Source organism: Streptomyces sp. NPDC052043, assembly GCF_044548235.1.
GTDB lineage: Bacteria > Actinomycetota > Actinomycetes > Streptomycetales > Streptomycetaceae > Streptomyces.
In genome coordinates this window covers 286,258-305,495 of the sequence record NZ_JBIUBT010000004.1, presented here as the reverse complement: position 1 = coordinate 305,495, position 19,238 = coordinate 286,258, and the positions used below count along the sequence as shown (strand labels likewise).

Annotated in this window: 14 protein-coding genes; 6 read left to right on the top strand and 8 right to left on the bottom strand. The window is 72.6% G+C overall.

The annotated features are described in order from the left end of the window. Positions 1-548: 548 nt before the first annotated feature. Both typA and ACIHCX_RS12580 read right to left on the bottom strand, forming a co-directional pair. Positions 549-2,465: a translational GTPase TypA gene (typA, locus tag ACIHCX_RS12585; RefSeq protein WP_400028933.1), complete on the bottom strand. Its 1,917-nt coding sequence runs from the start codon at positions 2,463-2,465 to the stop codon at positions 549-551. A gap of 265 nt (positions 2,466-2,730) precedes the next feature. After that, positions 2,731-4,998: an ABC transporter family substrate-binding protein gene (locus ACIHCX_RS12580; RefSeq protein WP_400028932.1), complete on the bottom strand. Its 2,268-nt coding sequence runs from the start codon at positions 4,996-4,998 to the stop codon at positions 2,731-2,733. A 329-nt stretch (positions 4,999-5,327) separates the two neighbouring features. Here ACIHCX_RS12580 and ACIHCX_RS12575 point away from each other — a divergent pair, with 329 nt between their 5' ends. From ACIHCX_RS12575 to ACIHCX_RS12560, 4 genes are all read left to right on the top strand, one after another. Continuing rightward, positions 5,328-5,615, top strand: a complete 288-nt coding sequence (locus tag ACIHCX_RS12575; RefSeq protein ID WP_400028931.1) for a hypothetical protein — start codon at positions 5,328-5,330, stop codon at positions 5,613-5,615. A gap of 87 nt (positions 5,616-5,702) precedes the next feature. Next, positions 5,703-6,539 carry a hypothetical protein gene (locus tag ACIHCX_RS12570; RefSeq protein ID WP_400028930.1) on the top strand — a complete coding sequence of 279 codons (837 nt, stop codon included), beginning with the start codon at positions 5,703-5,705 and terminating at the stop codon, positions 6,537-6,539. Positions 6,540-6,564: 25 nt separating this feature from the next. Beyond that, positions 6,565-8,508, top strand: a complete 1,944-nt coding sequence (locus ACIHCX_RS12565; RefSeq protein ID WP_400028929.1) for a fumarate reductase/succinate dehydrogenase flavoprotein subunit — start codon at positions 6,565-6,567, stop codon at positions 8,506-8,508. Further along, positions 8,505-9,275, top strand: a complete 771-nt coding sequence (locus ACIHCX_RS12560) for a succinate dehydrogenase/fumarate reductase iron-sulfur subunit (RefSeq protein ID WP_400028928.1) — start codon at positions 8,505-8,507, stop codon at positions 9,273-9,275. Before ACIHCX_RS12565 ends, ACIHCX_RS12560 begins: the two co-directional genes overlap by 4 nt. A 19-nt stretch (positions 9,276-9,294) precedes the next feature. Here the strand turns inward: ACIHCX_RS12560 and ACIHCX_RS12555 are convergent, their stop codons facing one another. After that, positions 9,295-10,626 carry a hypothetical protein gene (locus tag ACIHCX_RS12555; protein WP_400028927.1) on the bottom strand — a complete coding sequence of 444 codons (1,332 nt, stop codon included), beginning with the start codon at positions 10,624-10,626 and terminating at the stop codon, positions 9,295-9,297. Between the two features lie 95 nt (positions 10,627-10,721). On the opposite strand from ACIHCX_RS12555, the gene ACIHCX_RS12550 reads away from it, so the two are divergent. Beyond that, the gene (locus ACIHCX_RS12550; RefSeq protein ID WP_400028926.1) at positions 10,722-12,506 is read left to right on the top strand and encodes a hypothetical protein; all 1,785 of its coding nucleotides are present in this window, start codon (positions 10,722-10,724) and stop codon (positions 12,504-12,506) included. Positions 12,507-12,526: 20 nt separating this feature from the next. Here the strand turns inward: ACIHCX_RS12550 and ACIHCX_RS12545 are convergent, their stop codons facing one another. From ACIHCX_RS12545 to ACIHCX_RS12525, 5 genes are all read right to left on the bottom strand, one after another. Beyond that, positions 12,527-15,139, bottom strand: coding sequence for a SpoIIE family protein phosphatase (locus ACIHCX_RS12545; RefSeq protein ID WP_400028925.1), 2,613 nt, complete (start codon positions 15,137-15,139; stop codon positions 12,527-12,529). Between the two features lie 226 nt (positions 15,140-15,365). Then, a complete protein-coding gene (locus tag ACIHCX_RS12540) occupies positions 15,366-15,773 on the bottom strand; it encodes an ATP-binding protein (protein WP_400028924.1) in 408 nt (135 codons plus the stop codon). A 192-nt stretch (positions 15,774-15,965) separates the two neighbouring features. Beyond that, positions 15,966-16,394 carry a (deoxy)nucleoside triphosphate pyrophosphohydrolase gene (locus ACIHCX_RS12535; RefSeq protein ID WP_400028923.1) on the bottom strand — a complete coding sequence of 143 codons (429 nt, stop codon included), beginning with the start codon at positions 16,392-16,394 and terminating at the stop codon, positions 15,966-15,968. A gap of 42 nt (positions 16,395-16,436) precedes the next feature. Beyond that, on the bottom strand, positions 16,437-16,622 hold the full coding sequence (locus tag ACIHCX_RS12530; RefSeq protein ID WP_400028922.1) for an SPOR domain-containing protein: 186 nt from the start codon (positions 16,620-16,622) through the stop codon (positions 16,437-16,439). Positions 16,623-17,085: 463 nt separating this feature from the next. Beyond that, positions 17,086-17,838 carry a GntR family transcriptional regulator gene (locus ACIHCX_RS12525; RefSeq protein ID WP_400028921.1) on the bottom strand — a complete coding sequence of 251 codons (753 nt, stop codon included), beginning with the start codon at positions 17,836-17,838 and terminating at the stop codon, positions 17,086-17,088. A gap of 267 nt (positions 17,839-18,105) precedes the next feature. Here ACIHCX_RS12525 and ACIHCX_RS12520 point away from each other — a divergent pair, with 267 nt between their 5' ends. Then, positions 18,106-19,212, top strand: coding sequence for a threonine synthase (locus tag ACIHCX_RS12520; RefSeq protein WP_400028920.1), 1,107 nt, complete (start codon positions 18,106-18,108; stop codon positions 19,210-19,212). Positions 19,213-19,238 lie beyond the last annotated feature (26 nt).

Sequence of the window (19,238 nt, the reverse complement as noted above, 5' to 3'; positions counted from 1 at the left end):
CATCACCGTCACCGGTGCCTGAAATCGTCGGGTGGCCCCCCGCGCTCGTGAGTCGTCGCCGGCTGCAGCGCATGACATCCGAGCTCTACGCGCCTAACTATCTGCCATCCGAACGGGAACGAACCACACCTTCAAGGTTTCGGTTCGATCACACCTGCCGCGTACTTCTCCCAAAATCCGGACAAAGGGTTTCGTGAAAGATCGCAGCGAAACGGACTTGTTACACAACTATCGGGCCCCGTTGTCCGCATAGCGGACAACGGGAGGGGGAAAACCGGTTGCGCCGACCGGCGGTTGAGCCCATGGCGAAGCCGCCGGTGCCGTCTCACGGGCCGCGCGAGGGCGGCCCGGGCCGGGTATTCCGGCCAGCACGGCAACGGCGAAGCTCCCACAGGGACGACCCCGAGGCCAGAACTGACGCCCCGTTATAGGGAAAACCCTGTACGGGCCCGCCGGTCGCCGACCGGCGGGAAGCCGGGCGCCCACCCGCGTACCGCCGGGTGGGCGCACTGGAGCCGAGGGCAGGCCGGCGAATCCCCGGCCATCACTCAGCCGTGCTTGGCGCGGCTGGCGGCGCGGGCACGCTCACGCTGGTCGAGGGCGACCTTGCGGATGCGGACCGCCTCCGGGGTCACCTCGACGCACTCGTCGTCGCGGCAGAACTCCAGGGACTGCTCCAGGGAGAGCTTGCGCGGCGGGACGATCGCCTCGAACGAGTCGGCCGACGACGACCGCATGTTGGTGAGCTTCTTCTCCTTGGTGATGTTGACGTCCATGTCGTCGGAGCGGGAGTTCTCACCGACGATCATGCCCTCGTACACCTCGGTGCCCGGATCCACGAAGAGCACGCCGCGCTCCTGCAGGTTGGTCATCGCGAAGGCGGTGACGGCGCCGGAGCGGTCGGCGACCAGGGAGCCGTTGTTACGGGTCTGGAGCGTGCCGAACCAGGGCTCGAAGCCCTCGTGGATGGAGTGGCCGATGCCCGTGCCGCGGGTCTGGGTCAGGAACTCGGTGCGGAAGCCGATCAGGCCCCGGGAGGGCACCACGAACTCCATGCGGACCCAGCCGGAGCCGTGGTTGGACATGTTGTCCATCCGGCCCTTGCGCACGCCCATGAGCTGGGTGACGGCGCCCATGTGCTCCTCGGGCACGTCGACCGTCATGCGCTCGACCGGCTCGTACGTCTTGCCGTCGATCTCCTTGGTGACGACCTGCGGCTTGCCGATGGTCAGCTCGAAGCCCTCGCGGCGCATCTGCTCGACCAGGATGGCCAGCGCCAGCTCGCCGCGGCCCTGGACCTCCCAGGCGTCGGGGCGTTCGGTGTCCAGCACGCGCAGCGACACGTTGCCGATCAGCTCACGGTCCAGGCGGTCCTTGACCTGGCGGGCGGTCACCTTGCGGTCCTTGACGGCCGTCTTCGCGTCGGCGCCCTTGCCGGTGCCGCCGCGGCCGACCAGCGGGGAGGTGTTGGTGCCGATGGTCATGGAGATCGCGGGCTCGTCGACCGTGATCAGCGGCAGCGCGACGGGGTTCTCGGGGTCGGCGAGGGTCTCGCCGATCATGATGTCCGGGATGCCTGCGACGGCGCAGATGTCACCGGGGCCGGCCTTCTCGGCGGGCTTGCGGGTGAGCGCCTCGGTCATCATCAGCTCGGAGATCCGCACGTTCTGCACGGAGCCGTCGCGCTTGATCCACGCGACCGTCTGTCCCTTGCGCAGCTCGCCCTGCTCCACGCGCAGCAGCGCGATACGGCCGAGGAAGTTGTCCGCGTCGAGGTTGGTGACGTGCGCCTGGAGCGGAGCGTCCTCCTCGTAGGTGGGGGCCGGGATGTGCTCCAGGATCGTGGAGAAGAAGGGCTCCAGGCTGGTGGAGTCGGCGGGAACCGTCCCGTCCTCGGGCTTGGTGAGCGAGGCGATGCCGTCCCGGCCGCAGGCGTAGACGATCGGGAACTCGATCTGGTCCTCGTCGGCGTCCAGGTCCAGGAACAGGTCGTAGGCCTCGTTGACGACCTCGTCGATACGGGAGTCGGGCCGGTCCGTCTTGTTGATGCAGAGGATCACGGGCAGACGGGCCTGGAGGGCCTTGCGCAGCACGAAGCGGGTCTGCGGCAGCGGGCCCTCGGAGGAGTCGACGAGCAGGACGACGCCGTCGACCATCGACAGGCCGCGCTCGACCTCGCCACCGAAGTCGGCGTGACCGGGGGTGTCGATGATGTTGATCGTGATGGGCTCCCCGCCGTCCTTGGGGTGGTACTTCACCGCCGTGTTCTTGGCGAGGATCGTGATGCCCTTCTCACGTTCCAGGTCGTTGGAGTCCATCATGCGGTCGTCGACCTGGTCGAGCTGGTGCGCGGCGAAGGCGCCGGCCTGCTTCAGCATGCCGTCGACGATGGTGGTCTTGCCGTGGTCGACGTGGGCGACGATGGCGACGTTGCGGATGTCGTGACGCGTAATAGACGCGGCCATATGAGGCGTACTCCCGAAGTGTGCGGACGACCTGCGCATACGTCGGTGTTACGCGGGCCCTGCCGGGCGGGACACGCCACGGCCTCACTCCATCGTACGGGCCCTTCGGGGGCGGCCGATAAAAAGGGGCGGCCGAGCGAGCGCGAGAACGCGGAGCGTGTCCGCGTGAACACAAGTCGGTCTTGTCGCACAAAGGGCGGCGACCCCCGGGGCGAGGGGCCCCGGGGGTCGCCCGGCCGTGGTGTGCGGCCGTGGATTCCCGTTCTCAGCCCTTCGGCGACGCGCCGCCCGCCCCTGCTCCCTTCTTCAGGAAGCCCATGTCCTGGTAGACGGGGGTCTCGAAGCCGAAGGCCCCGACGTTCGCGAGGTTCTTTCGGACGACCGTCAGCTGAGGGCGCTGGTAGAGGGGGATCGAGCCGGCCGCCGCCCAGATGCGGGCGTCGGCCTTGCGCAGCAGGTCGGTCTGCTCGTCCTCGTCCAGGGTGGCGACGGCCTGGTCGAAGAGCTGGTCGACCTGGTCGGTGCCGATGCGGGTGTAGTTCTGCTGGACGTTCAGGGAGCCGTCGGCGGCCGGCAGGGGCTTGGCGTAGATGGGGCGGGCATCGGTGGCCGGCCAGGCGGAGGCGGGCCAGGAGTACAGCGCGAGGTCGAACTGCCCGGAGGCGATGTGGTCCCGGAAGTAGCTCTCGTCGGACACCTTGGTGATCTCCGTGCCGATGCCGACCTTCTTGAGCATGGCGGTCACCCGGTCGGCCACCTTGCGCAGCGTGTCCGAGCCGGGGCCCGAGGGAACCACGAAGCGAAGTGTGAGCGGCTTGCCGTTCTTGGCCAGCGGCCCCGCGGCGGCGCCGGGTGCCGGCGCGGCGGTGCCCTTGGGGGCGTAGGCGCCGGGCGGGCCGCCCCGCGTGAAGTGGTCGTCGGCGTACCCCCGGCCGTCCGAGGCGAGCTGCCTGCCGCCGGGGCCGCCCTCCGCCAGGCCCGGCCCGCGCTGCTCCTGGTGGTCCCGGTCCTGCTCTCCGGGTCCGGGTGCCTTGTCGTCGGCCCCGTGGTCGACCTGGCCGCCGGTGTCCGTGCCGTCGCCGCCCCCGGCGGAGTTCTGCGAACCCTGGCCCTGACTGCCGGCCGCCTTCTCCCCCGTCTTGGGCTGCTCGGACTTCGCGGGCTTCTCGGCGGTCTTCTGCTCCTTGACCGGACCGGCCACCCAGCCCGCGTCCGCCAGCAGGTCGCGCGCCTGGGCGGCGTCCTGGTCGCCGAGGGCGTCGCTGTTGTCGGCGTAGGCCTCCTGCCCGGACAGGGCGACGTGGCTGCCGACCGGGACCGCGGGCAGGCCGAGTGGCTTCAGGACGATCTCGGCGAGTTCCTTGCGGTTCAGCGCGTGCGCCACCGCCCGCCGGACGCGCTCGTCGGCCAGGGGGCCCTCGGAGCCGTTCAGGGCGAGCTGGGTGTACGCGGGCTCCAGCGACTTGCGCACCTGGAAGTCGCGCAGCGACGCCTGCTGCCGCAGGTAGGTGGTGAGCGAGTCGCGCTGCTGCTCCAGCGCGAGGCGCTCGCGCTCGGCCGCCTGCTGGTCGGAGCCGTGCAGCACCGCCCAGGAGAGCAGCGCCCTGGCGGCGGTGCTGCTGCCGGACGAACCCGGGAAGGGGCTGCCGCCCCGGGCGCCGGAGGCCGTGATCCGCGGGACGTCGGCGGGGTCCACGTCGGCCACGTCCACGGACCCCTCGGTGAGGGCGGCGGCCCGCTTGTCGGGCGCCACCTCGTGCAGCACGAGCTCGGACAGCTTGGCCGGTCGGCCCCACCAGCGCGGGTTGCGGCCGAGGACGACGTCCTTGGCCTGGGTGTCGATCTTCTGCACGGCGAACGGTCCGGCGCTGACCGCCAGCTTTCTGCGGGCGCCGTCGTTGAAGGCGTTCGCGGTGCCCATGACGTCCTTGGGGTACAGCGGCGAGAACAGCGAACGCCAGTCGGCGTAGGGGCGGGCGAAGGTGACCTTGACCTCCCGGTCGTTGGCGCCGCGCTCGACCTTCTGGATCCGGTCGTACCCGGCGTTGCGGGCGGTCCAGTACGCCGAGTCCTTGCCGGACAGGGCGCGCCACTGGGCGTCGAAGTCGGCGGCGCCGATCGCGCGCCCGTTGCTCCAGACGGCCTTCTTGTTGAGCCGGTAGAGGACGACCTGCTTGGGCTCGGTCTCGGCCACCCGGGCGGACTCCAGGTAGTCGGGGTCGGCCTGCGGGTGGCCGTTCGCGTCGAGCCGGAACATGGCGGGCAGCACCGCCTGGGCGATGCGGGTGGTCCCCGCACCGGCGTCCGCCTGGAAGGTGTTGAGGGTCTGCGGCATCGCGTCCACGGCCCAGCGCAGCCTGCCTCCGTCGGCGATCTGGTTGCGGGCGGCGGGCGCGATGTCCTGGGCGGCCAGCGGCTTGCTGCCCTCGTCGTCCGAGCCGCAGCCGGCGAGCAGGGGGACCGCGAGTGCGCCCGCGGTCAGAAAGGCGGCCGAGCGCAGGACCGCGCGCGGGCCGACACCGTCGTAGGACATCTGTGCTACCTCCGTGGAGCCGCTCCCGCCGGTGGCACGGGTGGGGGTTTGATCCCATTTGGCGGTATTTTGGTGTTCATCAGATCTACGGCCCACTGAAAAGGAAAGGGGTCGTCAGCCGGAGGCGACACGGCGGCGCGGGCCCGCAAGGCCACTCGTTCGGCGCAGACAGCCTCCGGCGCACTCGGAGCGCGTGCGGGCGTGCGCGTGGGGTGTGCGTTCCGCCAATCGCGGCACATCCCTTCCCACCGGCAGGTGTGACGCGCAACACTCGCAGGCGCATGAATTTGCCGCCCAGGGCTGTACGCCCGTGGAAGCGAGGTCATGGCATGTCCGTGCACGACGACCTGACGTCGGTCCAGCGCGCCCTCGACGATCTGCTGCGGTCGGTGAGCCGGCTCGAGCAGCAACTCGGCGACGGGCTGGAGATACGCCGCGTGCGCACCGACGCCGACCACCTGCGCGAGAGCGTCGCCCTGATGCGCGAGGTCTCCCGGGACCAGGCCGCCCCGCAGCAGCCTCCGCTCGTCACCATCTCCGACGCGCCCTACGACATCTCCCTGTGGACGGACTCGGACGACGAGGGACTCGGCGTCCGCGACCGCCACGCCCCCTGAACCGGCTGAACCCGCGAGTGACCCGAAGGGGCTCGTCACCGGCTCCAGCAGCCCGGAGACGAGCCCGACAGGAAGGTGCGTCCCGCATTGGCCACAAGTACGGAACCCCCCGGCACACCACCCCATCCGCTCGGCGGCGGTGTCCGCTCCCCCGAGCGGGCCAGGATCACCGCCCGGCATCTGCGGACCGACCGCTGGTGGCTGGCGCCCGCCGCCACCGCGGCCGGGCTGCTCGCGTTCGTCGTGTACTCGACCTGGCGGGCCTTCGCGAACGCGCACTACTACGCGGCGCCGTACGTCTCGCCGTTCTACTCCCCGTGCCTGGCGCAGAACTGCCGGACCATGCACGCGGGCCCCAACGCCGACCTGTTCGGCAGCTGGTGGGCGATCTCCCCGGCGATCATCATCCTGATCTTCCCGCTGGGCTTCCGGCTGACCTGCTACTACTACCGCAAGGCCTACTACCGGGGCTTCTGGGCGTCCCCGCCGGCCTGCGCGGTCGCCGAGCCGCACCGCAAGTACACCGGCGAGACCCGCTTCCCGCTGATCCTGCAGAACATCCACCGGTACTTCTTCTACGCGGCGATCCTGGTCGCCGGCGTGCTGACCTACGACACCGTGCTGGCCTTCCGCGACCAGCACTACCGCTGGGGCCACATGGGCCTCGGCACCGTCGTCTTCCTCGTCAACATCGCGCTGATCTGGGCGTACACGGTCTCCTGCCACTCCTGCCGGCACATCGTGGGCGGAAAGCTCAAGCACTTCTCGAAGCATCCGGTGCGCTACCGCCTCTGGCAGTTCGTGAGCCGGCTGAACGCCCGCCACATGCAGCTGGCCTGGGCCTCGCTGTTCAGCGTGGCGCTCGCCGACTTCTACGTGTTCCTGGTCGCCTCCGGCGCCTTCGACGATCCGCGGTTCTTCTGATGAGTCCGACGAGTGAGGCCTTGTGATGTCCGTGGTGGACCGGCAGGAATGGGACGTCGTCGTGGTCGGGGCGGGCGGCGCCGGGCTGCGCGCCGCGATCGAGGCGCGCGAGCGCGGGGCGCGTACCGCGGTGATCTGCAAGTCGCTGTTCGGCAAGGCGCACACGGTGATGGCCGAGGGCGGCATCGCGGCGGCCATGGCCAACGCCAACGAGCACGACACCTGGCAGGTCCACTTCCGCGACACCCTGCGCGGCGGCAAGTTCCTCAACCAGTGGCGGATGGCCGAGCTGCACGCGCAGGAGGCGCCGCAGCGGGTGTGGGAGCTGGAGACCTGGGGCGCGCTGTTCGACCGTACGAAGGACGGCCGGATCTCGCAGCGCAACTTCGGCGGGCACGAGTACCCGCGCCTCGCGCACGTCGGCGACCGTACGGGGCTGGAGTTGATCCGCACGCTCCAGCAGAAGATCGTCTCGCTGCAGCAGGAGGACCACCGGGAGACCGGGGACTACGAGTCCCGGCTGAAGGTGTTCCAGGAGTGCACCGTCACCCGGGTCCTGAAGGACGGGAAGAAGGTCTCCGGGGTCTTCGCCTACGAGCGGGAGAGCGGCCGCTTCTTCGTGCTGGAGGCGCCCGCGGTCGTCATCGCGACCGGCGGCATCGGCAAGTCGTTCAAGGTGACGTCGAACTCGTGGGAGTACACCGGCGACGGGCACGCGCTCGCGCTGCTCGCCGGGGCGCCGCTGCTGAACATGGAGTTCGTGCAGTTCCATCCGACGGGCATGGTCTGGCCGCCGTCGGTGAAGGGCATCCTCGTCACCGAGTCGGTCCGCGGCGACGGCGGGGTGCTGCGCAACTCCGAGGACAAGCGGTTCATGTTCGACTACGTCCCCGATGTCTTCAAGGAGAAGTACGCGGAGTCGGAGGAGGAGGCGGACCGCTGGTACGAGGACCCGGACAACAACCGGCGCCCGCCGGAGCTGCTGCCCCGTGACGAGGTCGCCCGCGCGATCAACGCCGAGGTCAAGGCCGGCCGCGGCTCGCCGCACGGCGGGGTGTTCCTCGACGTCTCGACACGGATGCCGGCCGAGGTCGTCCGGCGCCGGCTGCCCTCGATGTACCACCAGTTCAAGGAGCTGGCCGACGTCGACATCACGGCGGAGCCGATGGAGGTCGGGCCGACCTGCCACTACGTCATGGGCGGCGTCGCGGTCGACTCCGACACGGCGGCGGCCCGCGGGGTGCCGGGGCTGTTCGCGGCCGGGGAGGTCGCGGGCGGTATGCACGGCTCCAACCGGCTCGGCGGCAACTCGCTGTCCGACCTGCTGGTGTTCGGGCGCCGGGCCGGGTGGCACGCCGCCGAGTACGCACAGCAGGCGGCGCCCGGACGCCCGGCCGTGGACGACACCCAGCTGGACGCGGCGGCCGCGGAGGCGCTGCGGCCGTTCTCGGCGGAGGGCGAGCGGGGCGGGGAACCGGCGGGCGGGCCGCCGGAGAATCCGTACACCCTGCACCAGGAGCTCCAGCAGACCATGAACGACCTGGTCGGCATCATCCGCCGCGAGGGCGAGATGGAGCAGGCGCTGAGGAAGCTCGCCGAGCTGCGGGTGCGGGCGCGGCGGGCCGGCGTCGAGGGGCACCGGCAGTTCAACCCCGGCTGGCACCTCGCACTCGACCTGCGGAACATGCTGCTGGTCAGCGAGTGCGTGGCACGGGCCGCGCTGGAGCGCACGGAGTCGCGCGGCGGGCACACCCGCGAGGACTGCCCGGCGATGGAGCGCGACTGGCGCCGGATCAACCTGCTGTGCCGGCTCAGCGACCCGACGGGCGGGCTGGCGGCGACGGACCCCGTGCGCGGCCAGATCACCCTCTCCCGGGAGACCACCGAACCCATTCGCCCCGACCTGCTCGCCCTCTTCGAGAAGGAGGAGCTGGTCAAGTACCTCGCCGAAGAGGAGCTGTACGAGTGAGCAGCTATGAGGCCCGCTTCAAGGTGTGGCGGGGTGACGCCCGGGGCGGCGGCCTGGAGGACTTCGCGGTCGAGGTCAACGACGGCGAGGTGGTCCTCGACATCATCCACCGGATCCAGGCCACCCAGGCACCGGATCTCGCCGTGCGCTGGAACTGCAAGGCGGGCAAGTGCGGTTCGTGCTCCGCGGAGATCAACGGGCGGCCCCGGCTGATGTGCATGACCCGCATGTCGGTCTTCGACCGCGAGGAGACGGTCAGCGTCACCCCACTGCGGACCTTCCCGGTCGTCCGTGACCTGGTGACCGACGTCGGCTACAACTACGCCAAGGCGCGCGAGGTTCCGGCGTTCGTCCCACCGGCCGGTCTCGGTCCCGGCGAGTACCGCATGTTCCAGGAGGACGTGGACCGGCCGCAGGAGTTCCGCAAGTGCATCGAGTGCTTCCTGTGCCAGGACGTGTGCCATGTCGTGCGCGACCACGAGGACAACAAGCGGGCGTACGCGGGCCCGCGCTTCCTGATGCGCGTCGCCGAACTCGACATGCACCCGCTGGACGCCGCCGCGGACACCGGCCTGGACCGAAGGCGCGCGGCCCAGGACGACCACGGGCTCGGCTACTGCAACATCACCAAGTGCTGCACGGAGGTCTGCCCCGAGGGCATCAAAATCACCGACAACGCGCTGATCCCCCTGAAGGAACGGGCGGTGGACCGCAAGTACGACCCGCTGGTGTGGCTGGGGTCGAAGATCGGACGGCGGTCGTCGTAGGCCCTGCTCCCGGGGCGGTTCATGACCGGTGCGCCCAGCCTTCCCGGTACGCGGTCCAGTCGTCCTCCGTGGCGGCGAAGTCGACGTACAGGGCGACACCGAAGCGCTCGCGGCCCGCGTCCGTGCGGGTCAGGCCGAGGCGGACGCCGCGGACGGCGGCGGGGACCGTCTCGGCGGCGGCGCGGTGGCCGAAGCGGTTGTCGTGGAAGAACGGCAGGCCCATCAGCAGATCGGTCGTGGGCGGGGTGACCTCCAGGGCGAGGGAGGTCTGCTGGGCGACGTAGCCGCCGTACAGGCTCGGCAGCGGCTGCATGGTGTCGTACGACATCACGGCGATCTGGTCGACGCGGCGGGCGACCTGGGCGAAGTACGCCTGCGACCACCACTTGGGGTGGTTGGTGAGCGTCCCCCACAGGGAGTGGAACGCGGGCAGCGGGTCGATCTGGTGGGCGGCGACGGACAGGGGGACGCCGTGGGCACGGGTGACGGCGCGCAGGTCGTCGAGGAGACCGAGGTAGTGGCGGTCGCCGGAGTGCAGCGGCTCCAGGTCGAAGTGGGCGCCGTCGAAACCGGCCGCCAGAATCTCGCGGGTGGAGGTGACCACGGCCACGCGCGTCCGGGCCCGTTCCAGTCGCATCCCGTCCGGGCTCTCGGTGGCCAGCTCGTCGCCGAGCCAGGCCTGCACACGGACGCCGGGCAGCGCGCGGTGCACGGCGGGTATCAGCCAACCGGCCCGGGGATACGACGACTTGGGCAGGGTGCCGTCGTGTTCGAGCGGACCCGCGTGCACATACAGGTCACGGATGCCGGTTCCGCGCAGCCGGCGGGCGAGGGCGGTGACGTCGGCGTCCTTCTTCCGGCCGTCCACCCAGGCATGGCCCAGCCAGATCGCGTCCTGGCCCCTGGTGTACGTCCCGTCGGCGAGGTCGCCCGAGTAGTTCACCCGGAGGGCGGTCTCGGCGGCGAGCAGCGGCAGCACCAACAGCAGGACGAGGCCGAGGGCGATCCGGCGGACCCAGCGCAGAGCCCGCCGGGTCCGCCGGGCCGGACTCGCGGCAGAGGACGCCACGTCCGCCGCGCGTCGCGCTCCGGCGCCCTCGTGCCCGACGTCGGCCCCGCCCCCCGCGCCACCGACACCACGCACACCAGCCGCACCCTCCGCACCCTCCGCACCGGGGGTCTCCTGCCCGCCGGCGGAGTCGTCAGCGTCGGCGGTTTCCCGCCCACCAACGGAGTCGTCCGTACCGGACGTGCTTCTCGTGCCGGTGGCAGCGGCCCGGTCGGGTGTGCTCTGCGCGGCGGGCGTGTTCTGCGGTCCGTCGGGGTCTTGTCCGGCGGGTCTGTTCTTCATGCTGGTTGTTCCCTCCCGTGGTGCCGTGTCCCGTGCGCACCACCAGTGCCGCAGCCCCGGTCGCGTGCCCGCTCGGGCGGTCATACGCTCCCGATGTGACGGCATCGGCGTTCCGGGCGGCCCGGCCGCGGTGCGCGGCCCGCCGCTGGTCGGGGCGGATGGCGCGCACCGTGCTGGGCGGCGTGGCGGGCCTCGTGTGGCTGGTGCTTCCGGGGATGACGATCAACAGCGCTACCGCGGTTGCGCTGCCCGGGACCGCTCCGGTGACCGCCACCGCCGCACCGCGGCAGGACCAGACGTCGCCGGGCTATCTCGCCCTGCCGCTCGTGGTGCTGGGCACGGCGTTGGTGCTCGCCGGGTACGCGTACGTCCGGCGGACCCGGCGGGCCAGGACCCGTACGACCCCCGGCGGCGGTCCCGCCCCGCCGTCCACGCCACGACGTTCGCCGCCACCGCCACCGTCCGATGAACTCGACGCGCGGTCCGCGGAGTTGATCGTCCTCGCGGACGACTGGGTGCGCACCAGCCGGGAGGAACTCGGCTTCGCCGAGGCGAGGTTCGGCGCGGCGGCCGTCGAGCCGTTCGCGCGGGCGGTGCGGGAGGCGGAGGCGGAGCTCGCCGCCGCCTGCCGGATGCGGGAGCGCTACGACCACGGTGTCCCCGAGGACGCGGCCGCCCGGCGGCAGGCGCTGGCCGGCGTGGTCGGGCGCTGCGAGGAGGCGGGACGGCTGCTGGACACGGAGGCCGCCGCGTTCGACGAACTGCGCGGCCTGGAGCGGGGGGTGGCCGAGGCGCTGGAGGTCGCGGAGGCGCGGTTCCGGGAGTTGGCGGGGCGTGCGGGGGCCGCCGCGTCGACCGTCGCCGGGCTGCGCGAACGGTACGGGCCGGCGGCCGTCGCCTCCGTCACGGGCCAGGTGGAGCAGGCCAAGGACCGGTTGGTGCTGGCCACCTCCCGGCTGAACCGGGCCCATCAGTCGGCCGACGCGGGGAACCCCCGGGCGGCCGCCTGTCACCTGCGCGTGGCCGAGGGCGCGATCGCCCAGACCGCGGTGTTCGTGCACGGCGTCGAGCGGCTGGCCGAGGAGCTGTCGGTCGCCGAGCGCCTCGTACCGGCGGCACTCAGCGGCGCGGAGGCGGATCTGGAGGCGATCCGGCGAGCGGCCGAGTCCGCCGCGGCGCAGCTGGCCGGCGGGCCGGACCGCACGGCCGCGCCGAGCCAGGACGCCGCCGGCCCGGCGGGCCCCCCGGGGCCTGCCGAGTCCCCCGAGCCGCCGCGGCCGGCACCCCGCGCGCAACCGGAGGCGGCCGCCGCCTCCGACACGGCACCCGTCCTCGTGCCGGGCGCGTCCTCGGTGGTCGTCCCGGTCGACGTCGCCGTCGGTGAGCTGCGCGCCCGGGTCACGCACGCCGACCTGGAGCTGGCCCGGGTACGCGCCGGGCCGGGCGCGGGACCGTACGACCCGCTGGACGCGCTGCGGCGGATCGTCCGGGCGACCGCGCCGGTCGGTACCCGGCGGGCCGGTGTCCTGTCGGCCGCCGAGGAACTCGTCGCCCGCAGCGCCGTCGCCGCCGCCGACGACTTCGCCGGCACGCACCGGGGCGCGGTCGGCGCCACGGCCCGCATCCGGCTGGCGGAAGCGCTGCGCCTCCTCCCGACCGACCCGCAGACCGCCGACACCCTGGCCCGCCGGGCCCGCGCCCTCGCCGAACAGGACGTACGCCTGCACGGCAACCCGTGTGCCGCCACCAGCGACCCGTCCGCCGGCGCCACCGCTGCGGTGCTCGGCGGCATCCTCCTGGCCGAGGACCCCGACGGGGGCCCGCCCGCCTGCTACGGCGGCCCGCGGACGCGGAGGCGCCGCCGCCCGGGACCGGCGTAGGCGGTGGCCGGGTCGGGCGGTCAGAACAGGCTCAGCAGCGCCTCCGCCGGGTCGGTCAGGACGTTCTCCCCGTCGGGCAGGGGGAGTTCGAACCAGACCGTCTTGCCGCGAGGCGTGCGGCGGGATCCCCAGGCGGCGCTGAGCAGGCCCACGAGCTGGAGGCCGCGGCCGCCCTCGTCGGTGTCGCGGGCGCGGCGGCGGCGTGGCTGGACGAGGCCGGAGTCCCACACCTCGCAGACCAGGGTGCGGTCGAGCAGGAGGCGGAGCCTGATCTCGCCCTCGCCGTAGCGCAGGGCGTTGGTGACCAGTTCGCTGACGAGGAGTTCGGTGGTGTCGACCAGCGGTTCGAGGCCCCAGGCGGTCAACTGGGCACGGGCGTACTCGCGGGCGCGGCCGACGCTGCGGGGTTCGCGCGGCAGGGCCCAGTCGCCGACGGACTCGGCGGGCAGGCCCTGCACACGCGCCATCAGCAGCGCGATGTCGTCCTCGCCGTGGTGGGAGCCGAGCGTGTTGAGGATGTGGTCGCAGACGTCCTCCAGGGGGCGGGAGGGGTCCGTGAGGGCTCCGACGAAGGCCTGGAGGCCCTCGTCCAGGGGGTGGTCGCGCGACTCGACCAGGCCGTCCGTGTAGAGCGCCAGCAGGGCGCCCTCGGGGAGTTCGACCTCCACCTCCTCGAAGGGCTCGCCGCCGACGCCGAGCGGCATGCCGGGCGGCACGTCCAGCATCAGCGCGGACTCGCCGGGTTCGACGAGCACCGGGGGCAGGTGGCCGGCGTTGGCGAAGGTGCACCGTCGGGTGACCGCGTCGTAGACGGCGTAGATGCAGGTCGCCAGGTACACCTCGGAGAGGTCGGCCTCGCGGGGGCGGCGGGCGGCCCGGGTGGCCTGCTGCACTCCGCCGGGCGCGCCGAGGCCGCGGGCGATCTCGTCCAACTGGGAGAGCACCTCGGCCGGTTCCAGGTCGAGCAGGGCCAGCGTGCGGACGGCCGTGCGCAGTTCGCCCATGGCGACGGCGGCGCGCAGCCCGCGGCCCATGACGTCGCCGACGACCAGCGCGGTGCGGTGGCCGGGGAGTTCGATGACGTCGAACCAGTCGCCGCCGACCTCGCTGGGCCGGCCGGTGGCGGCGCTGCCGGGCAGGTAGCGGCAGGCGATGTCGAGGCCGGAGGCCTCCGGGTCGTCGGGCGGCAGCAGCGACCGCTGCAGGATCAGCGCGCGTTCGTGCTCGCGCCGGTACAGGCGGGCGTTGTCGATGCAGACCGCGGCGCGCGCGGCGAGTTCGACGGCGAGGTCGCGGTCGCGTTGGCCGAACGGCTCGCTGCCCTTGGTGCGGGCGAACTGCGCGAGTCCCACCACCGTGTCGTGGGCGACCATCGGCACCGCCAGCGTGGTCTGCACGAGACCGCCGTCCTCGCCGGGCACGGTCGTGGGGCGGGCGGTGCGCAGGGCGTCCGCGCGGGGGGAGTTGAACGGGTAGTGGTGGACGGCGCCGAGTTCGACGTGTGCGCCGGTGCCGCCGAACGGCGCGCCGGAGACCGCGCTGGCGAAGGCGACGCGGCGCAGTTCGGCGCTGCCGTCGGCGAGCCCGGGCGGGGTCTCGTCACCGGCCAGCAGGCCCTGGTAGAGGTCGACGGTCGCCAGGTCGCAGAAGCCGGGGACCACGACGTCGAGGAGTTCGCGCGCGGTGGTCTCCAGGTCGAGGGAGTTGCCGATGCGGGCGCCGGCCTCGTTGAGGAGGGCGAGGTTGCGCCGCGCGGCGGCGGCCTCGCGGGCCGCGTCGCGGCGGGAGGTGATGTCGGTGCCGAGCCAGGCGACGCCGATGGGCCGGCCGCTGCCGCTGTGCACGCGGTAGAGGTTGACGGACCAGTGGCGGCGCTCGTCGGTTCCCGGTACGAAGCCGGAGACGTGCATGTCCGTGATGGACTGGCCGTTCTCCAGCACCCGGCGCAGGGTGGCGGTGACCCGCTCGGCCTCGCCGCGCGGCAGGTAGTCGTGCACACCCCTGCCACGGTGGTCGTCCGGCGTGCCGCCGAAGAGGGAGGCGAACCGCTCGTTGGCGCGGCGGACCCTGAGGTCGGTGTCGATCAGCAGGAAACCGAAGGGGGATTGACCGAAAATCGCCTGCGAGGCGGCGAGGTCGGTCTCGATGCGCCGCAGGGTGCGGACGTCGACGACGGTGCACACGGCGGCCCTGTCGCCCTCCGCCGTGGTGGTCGGCATCACGTAGACCTCGGCGAGCCCTTCCTCGCCGCGCCGGCCGTCCTCGTCGTCCGGGATCCGGAAGGGGACCACGCCGGTCCACTCCCGCCCGTCCAGGATCTCGGCCATCTTGCGCTGGCCGTGCTCGCGCAGGTCGGGGTCGACGAACGCCTCGATGGGGTCCGTCCCTACGGCGCGTTCGGCGGAGATGCCGAAGAGCCGCTCGGCGCGCAGGCTCCACTGGTCGACGTGTCCGTCGGGGCCGATCGAGAAGGAGGCCACCTTGATGTAGTCGTACATCGAGCCGGGCGGGCTGCTCTGCCACATCGCGTCGGCGGACGGCGCCCCGTCGGCGGCACCGCCGCCCGCAAAGCCCGTCCTCGCGCCGTCCGACGGGTCCTCGGACTCCGTGGCCTTCGCTGGTATCTCGCTCACGCGAACCGTCCCCTCCAGCTCACCGCGCCCGGCACCGGTCACCGGGGGCGGCTGCCCGCAGTATCCAGCACTACGGCGCCGCACAACACGGTGTTCACGATCACAGGACCATCCCGATGCTTTCCGGTCCGGCCTGCGACAACACCATCAGTCTTCTAACCAGGCGGGACCCGGTCGAACCCCGCTCGCGGCCAACCGACGCCCACCCGCTCGCCCGGTCACCCGCTCACCCGGGAACAGCCAGTTCGAACCAGACCGTCTTGCCGGCGTCGTGCGGCCGGGTGCCCCAGCGACGGGAGGAGGAGGCGACCAGTTGCAGACCGCGGCCGGACTCGTCGTCCGGGCGGGCCGGGCGTTCGCGGGGCGGTTCGGGCAGCGGGTCGGAGACCTCGACGAGGAGCACCTTGGGCAGGTCCGGGAGGCGCAGCAGCCGAACGCCGATGGGACCGGTGGCGTGCCGCAGGGAGTTGGTGAACAGTTCGCTCACCAGCAGGGCGGCGGTGTCACCCAGGGCGTCCAGGTCCCAGTTGCGCAGCGTGCCCCGGACGGCGGCGCGGGCCGAGCGCACCGCGCCGGGATCCGCGGGAAAGGTCCACTCGGCGATGTCACCATCGGTGTCGATCACACCGTTCACTTCCCTGGCACGCCGATCACTTCGCAGGCCGGTAAGGCCATCCAAGCCCGGTTTCACGGGACTAAAGGGCACATACCCGGTATCCAGGGGGCGGTACCGCGTACGACGGCGCGGTGTGGCACGAACGGCGTACCCGGAGTGCGTCCCGCGTCTGCCCTGCCCCCCGGGTCCTGGCGGAGCGCACGGTGACGCTCACGCCCCCGGGGCGTCGTCGGCCGGGCCGGTGCCGAGGTGGGTGAGGGTCTGCCGCACCGCGGGCACGTCCTGGTCGAGCCAGGGGACGCTCCAGATCGCGGCCGGGGTGAGCCAGCGCAGGTCGTCGTGGTCCTGGAGGGGCTTGGGGTCGGCGGAACCCGGGCGCAGGCGCGCGGTCCACACCCGAAGTTCGTACGGCGGTCGCAGGGGCCAACTGCCCGGCACCCGCTCGACCACCTCGGCCTCGACGCCGAGTTCCTCGCGCAGCTCGCGCACGAGGGCGGCCTCGGGACGCTCACCGGGCTCGACCTTGCCGCCGGGCAGTTCCCAGCGGCCGGCCAGCTCGGCGGGCGCGCTGCGGCGCGCGGCGAGCAGGCGGCCGCCGTCGAGCAGGGCGGCACCGACCACCACGATCCGTTCGCTCATGCGCCGGAGCCTACGGGAGCGGGCGGGCGCAGGGCGAAGGGGTCAGCCGTCGCCGCCCGCGCCCTGCCCGATCCGCTCGACCCAGTACAGCCGGGTGTCCGGGCCGTCGAGGCTTTCCGCGATCTTCTGGGCCTCGGCGCGGGTGGCGTACCTGCCCACGCTGTACCGATTGCCGTTGTCGTCCTTCCGGACGACGAGCCAGGGGAGGGTGATCGTGCCGTCGTTCATCGCGCCCCACTGCTCCTTCCCGCCCCGGTGTGTCCGGCTCCCGGCCCCCGCCGCGTCCCGCCCGTTGAGGAAACCGCACTCCGCATATGCCTGAGCCTACGCCCTACCTTCACGGAGCGAACACGGCTTTTCACAAAGAGGTGGGCAACCGGCCAGCGGGGGAATCGGCCGCCCGGGGCGCACGGAGACGAACGCGCCGTGCGAGGGCCCCTGGACATCCGCTCGGCGGCATGCGGCAAGCGCGGTGGCGACCTGCGAGAACGGCCGGAACACGGCACCCGGGCGGCGCCGCCCGGCAGACGGGCGGGCGGGGCCGGGAGCCCAGGGGGCGCGCACCACCCCCTGCGCCATCACCGCTCGCGGGCCGGCGTCCGCCCCGCCGCGTCCCCTACCGATCCGTCACGCCGCCCGCGTCTCCCACTTCACCGGTCTCCCACTTCACGGTCGCCTACTTCACGGTCGCCTACTTCACCGGCAGGTGGTACGCCACCCGGTAGCGGTCGGCGGGGATCACGACGTCCGCCGTCTCCACGGGGCGGCCGGAGGCGTAGAAGGTGCGCTGGACGACGACCACGACATGGCCGGGGACGCCGCCGAGGGCGTGCAGTTCCTCGGCGAGGCCCGGGCGGGCGCCGACCTCCTCGGTGACGTTGTCGACGATGACGTCGATGGCGCGCATCCGCTCGACCACGCCCATGCCGCCGAGCGGGCCCTCCTCGGGGAGCATGACCGGGGTGCGCCCGGTGAGCGCGAGCGGCTCCCAGGAGGTGGAGAGCATCATCGCCTCACCGGCGTCCCGGAACACGTACTTGGTGCGCATCACGCGGTCGCCCGGCTTGATGCCGAGCCGCTCGGCGATGGCGCCGCTCGCCTCGGCCTGGGTGCTGTTCGACTCCCAGGTGCCGCGCATCTCGGCGTCGGCCTGCTCCTGCCGGAACGGCGTGGCGCCGACGGCCAGGCGGAAGCCGGAACGGGCGACCCGGCGCGGCACGGGCCGCTCGCGCACATACGTCCCCGAACCTGAGCGGCCCTCGACCAGCCCCTCGGCCATCAGCACCTTGCGGGCCTCGAGCGCGACCGTGTCCGAGACGCCGTACTCCTCGCGGATTCTGGCCTGTGAGGGCAGCCGGGTGTGCGGGGGCAGCAGACCGTCGACGATCTTCTTGCGGAGATCATCCGCGACGCGCAGGTACGCCGGCTGCTCACCGAAAGTCACTGGCCGCTCCTATCAAGCTGTACAGACAGCAACAGCGTGGCAACCGCGGGTTGTACTTGCAAGCAAGGGCCAGAGAATCACTCGAAGTGATGACTTGCCGTGCGCGACGGCATGCCCAGCCGCTTTCTCCCCCCTACGGACACCGTCACACCTCCACGGGACGAAAAGCGGAGGCGACCCGGGCGGAACGGCTGGGCGGAACGCAACAGACAGGTCGAGCCGGAGTCATGACGGGGCGTCGGCGGACGTCGCCCTTAACCTGCGTACATGACACCTCTGCCGGACCGCTACTGCCCCACCGACGGCGTCCGTGTGCCCGGCGACTCCCTCGCCTGGCGCTGCCCTACCTGCCACGGCCCGCTCGATCTCGACTTCTCCCCCACCCCCGCGTCCCTGAAGTCCCTCACCGGACGGGTGAACTCGCTGTGGCGGTACGCGGAGACGCTGCCCATGGCGACGTCCGCGCTGTCCCTCGGCGAGGGCCGCACCCCTCTGGTGCCGCTGACGGACGAGGTCTCGGCGAAGCTGGACTTCCTGATGCCGACACTGTCGTTCAAGGACCGGGGCGCGGTGCTGCTGGCCGAACTGGCGCTGCGCGTGGGCCCGCGCCGGGTGGTCGCCGACAGCAGCGGCAACGCGGGCACGGCGATCGCCGCGTACTGCGCCCGGGCGCGGCTGCCGTGCACGGTGTACGTCCCGCTCGGCACGTCGGCGAAGAAGCTGGAGCAGATCGAGGCGCACGGGGCCCGGGTGGAGCTGGTCGACGGCGGCCGCGACGCGGCCGGCCAGGCGGCGCAGCGGGCGGCGGACGAGCCGGACACCTTCTACGCCTCGCACGTCTTCAACCCGTACTTCCTGCACGGCACCAAGACCTACGTCCACGAGCTGTGGGAGGACCTCGGCGGGCGCCTGCCGGACGTCCTGGTCCTGCCGGTGGGCAACGGCACCCTGCTGCTGGGCGCCGCGCTGGCGATCGCCGAGCTGTTCGGGGCTGGTCTGCTGGACCGGCGCCCCGCGCTGTGGGCGGTGCAGGCCCAGGCGGTGGCCCCGCTCGCCCGCGCCTGGGCGGAGGGCGCGGAGGAACTCACCGGCACGACCCCGCAGGCCCCCACCCACGCCGAGGGCATCGCCATCCCCCGCCCGCCCCGGGCCCGCCAGATCCTGCGCGCGGTACGGGACTCGGGCGGCACCTTCCTGACCGTGGCGGAGGACCGCATCCGCCACGCCCAGCTGGACCTGGCCTCCCGCGGCCTGTACGTCGAGTCGACGAGCGCGGTCTGCTGGGCGGCGGTCCGCGACGGCGCCCTCGGCGGGAAGTCGGCGGTGGTCCCCCTGTGCGGCGCGGGCCTGAAGTCGGGCCTGGCCAGGCCGTAGCACGCGGCCGCGACCCGCCCCGCTCG